This window comes from Candidatus Schekmanbacteria bacterium (assembly GCA_003695725.1).
Taxonomy (GTDB): domain Bacteria; phylum Schekmanbacteria; class GWA2-38-11; order GWA2-38-11; family J061; genus J061.
Genome location: RFHX01000077.1, coordinates 1 through 2,678 on the forward strand (window position 1 = coordinate 1; position 2,678 = coordinate 2,678).

Below are 2,678 nucleotides of genomic sequence, written 5' to 3' on the forward strand. Positions count from 1 at the left end.
CAATAATCAAGCAAGGTATCTTCGAAATGACTGATACACTATGCCGCAATTTTTAGATAATCATCTATAAGCGCAGGGATTTGAGCACTCCATTGGAACTGCTCATCGATGTCCCTCCTCTGCCGTGCCAGCCAAGACAATGCTTGCACTACTGCGTAAAAGTTGTTAGCAGGAGCAACTGCTCCGGGTACTTCATCAGTATATTTGACTTTCTTTTTGGTAGGAGGCTCTTTTTTATTAGGAGGAACGACATTGACATCTCTGCCTGACATTGCAATATGGTATGTTCTTACTGCCGCTTTAACACCCCATTTTTCTTTTACCGACACATTAATCCATCTCTCAAAGGCACATTTATTGAGAGGAGTTTTATATAATTGCTCCAACACTTTTTTCTCTTTCTCATAAGCGGCAAATCCTTTTATTATCAAATTGTTTACATAATATTGATCAAGGGATTTAGTATGACGGCGTTCATCCATAAGAGATTTTGGGTCAAATACTACCATCCCATTTGAACATATTAGTCTTAACCATCCAAATAATAATGACAATTTAGTGCTCCCATCAACGGAATTTCTGCACCAAAAGGAAAAACCAACTTTATGTCCGTCGCCCGGGTCAAAATGATATTTTGAAGGAAGTATCATTAAAAATTCTATTCTCTCACCGTACGGAGTCATAAACATTCTAAATTCTGTCTCATTGAAATGGGGTATATTTTTGAAAGAATCGATTACTAATGTCAAAATATCTCGATGCTGTATCAACGAATATGACTTGGAAACAATTCCTACAGGAATTTCACCTTCTCCATTCATTGGTTTTCTTACTATAACATCGTAGAATTTGTTCATTCCATCCGCGCTAAAAGGTTTCCTTTCAAAATCAGGAATCTTTCCCATAATATATTCAAGAGTGCCTTTATGGAAGATAACCGGAAGGCCCGACCATCTCTTTAACCTTTTATTTCTTTCCATTGATTGAAAATTCATCATACCCAATCCGCCTATTCTCCTTCCCATCGATTGAAAATTCGTCATATCTAATCCCTCCTCTTAAAGTTTTAGGCATTTCTAATTACAATATAGGAGGGCAGAGAGACAGCAGTATGTCAGTGTAATATAAAAAATTTTCAATGAAAAAAACTTTTGCCAAGCAATCAATTGAATGAAAATGTTTAAGGATATAGCGATTTCTGACACTTTTGACATTATTAATGTCTTTTTTGAGAATAAGTATTTGTTTTTATTGATTATTTCCGCACATTACAAAGTGCGATATAGCACAGATTCAAAATGTCTTCAAAATCTCTGAATCGGATTATTTCTGCCAACAAAGATTAATATACTGAAAATATTGACAATTTGGCGCTGTGCCATCTTTTGGATAGTTTTTATATTTTTTGGCATAATTTATGCATTTTGAAAAATTCATGAAAGGAGATGGTTATGAAAAAAATAAAAAAAAGAAATTTATTTGAATTGTTATTTCTCCTTTTTCATCCATGTGGTTATTCGCCCAACTCCCTTATTTATGAAATCAATGAATGTTTAAATGAAGGAGGTTTTTACTTCTTCTCTTATAGATAAGTGTCAATCTGCAAATTTAATAGAAAAATAAAAATTTGGAGGTGCAAAAGATGAAGATGAATATAGCAATAAAAAGAATGATGATGGTGATTCTATTAAGTTTCGCAGTGTTAACAATAGTCCCAAATGCATATTCAGGAATTATGCTGGATACTTATCATAACGGCGATACGCTTATTTGCACTGATTGTCATATAATGCATGCAAGTATGCAGCATAATTATGCAGGAGATACAAGTGCTGAAGGCAATATATCAAGTTTTCCATACAACGGCACACCTAATGAAAAACTCTTGAAGGCATCAGGCATAAATCTTTGTGTAAGTTGTCATGATGGAAAAGCAGGTATACCTGATGTTGTGGGGGCTGATGTCAATGGACTAACGGAAAGAGCCGCTGGCAAATTTGATACTATTGGCGTATTGAACTACAAGGGACACAATTTGAAAAACAATCCCAAAAGCCTTTGTTCACGCTGTCATTTTTATGGCTCTATGGCAACAGCTGGAGTTGAATGTTTGGATTGTCACACTCCACATGGAAATTATAACTATCGCAACTTAGCGCGTGTAAATGCCCCTGATACCGATGTTAGAGCATTCATAAAATCAGGCGTAACAGGTCTTCAAAGATACGAACAATCCAATATTGGTTATGGCGCTCCTTCAGCAGGAGACAATAGTTGGCGTGAAGTAACAAATGTTTGCAAAACCTGCCATCACGCCTTTATGGATAGCAGTGATCACTATAATACTCAAAACAATGGGATGTGGATTAGGCATCCGGGAACAAATACGGAACAAGGAGCATATTCTCCAATAAACGCTGCTGGCGCAAATACAGACCCCGCACACTGGGTTGATGGGACTGGCGAAGGATTTGATATTCCTCGCCTACCCTTCATCGTAGCTGGCGCTACCGACTATACTTCAGCAACTACTGTAGCCGCTGACAACAATGTATTTTGCCTTACCTGCCATAAAGCTCATGGCTCAGACAATTCCTTCTCATTAAGATGGGAAGTTGATACTGAGTCAATTTTCAGTAAAGGTTGCAGACAATGCCACAACAATGTCGACAATTGAG

Annotated in this window: 2 protein-coding genes; one reads left to right on the forward strand and one right to left on the reverse strand. The window is 36.9% G+C overall.

Translation table 11 applies throughout. The annotated features are described in order from the left end of the window. Positions 1-38: 38 nt before the first annotated feature. Positions 39-1,043, reverse strand: coding sequence for a DUF932 domain-containing protein (locus D6734_03310; GenBank protein RMF96736.1), 1,005 nt, complete (start codon positions 1,041-1,043; stop codon positions 39-41). 599 nt (positions 1,044-1,642) lie between these two features. On the opposite strand from D6734_03310, the gene D6734_03315 reads away from it, so the two are divergent. After that, positions 1,643-2,677, forward strand: coding sequence for a hypothetical protein (locus D6734_03315; GenBank protein ID RMF96737.1), 1,035 nt, complete (start codon positions 1,643-1,645; stop codon positions 2,675-2,677). Position 2,678: the final 1 nt, after the last annotated feature.

Excerpts from the sequence above, each read along its gene's own strand:
- D6734_03310 (RMF96736.1), bottom strand. The coding sequence starts at position 1,043 with ATGACGAATTTTCAATCGATGGGAAGGAGAATAGGCGGATTGGGTATG.
- D6734_03315 (RMF96737.1), top strand. The coding sequence starts at position 1,643 with ATGAAGATGAATATAGCAATAAAAAGAATGATGATGGTGATTCTATTA.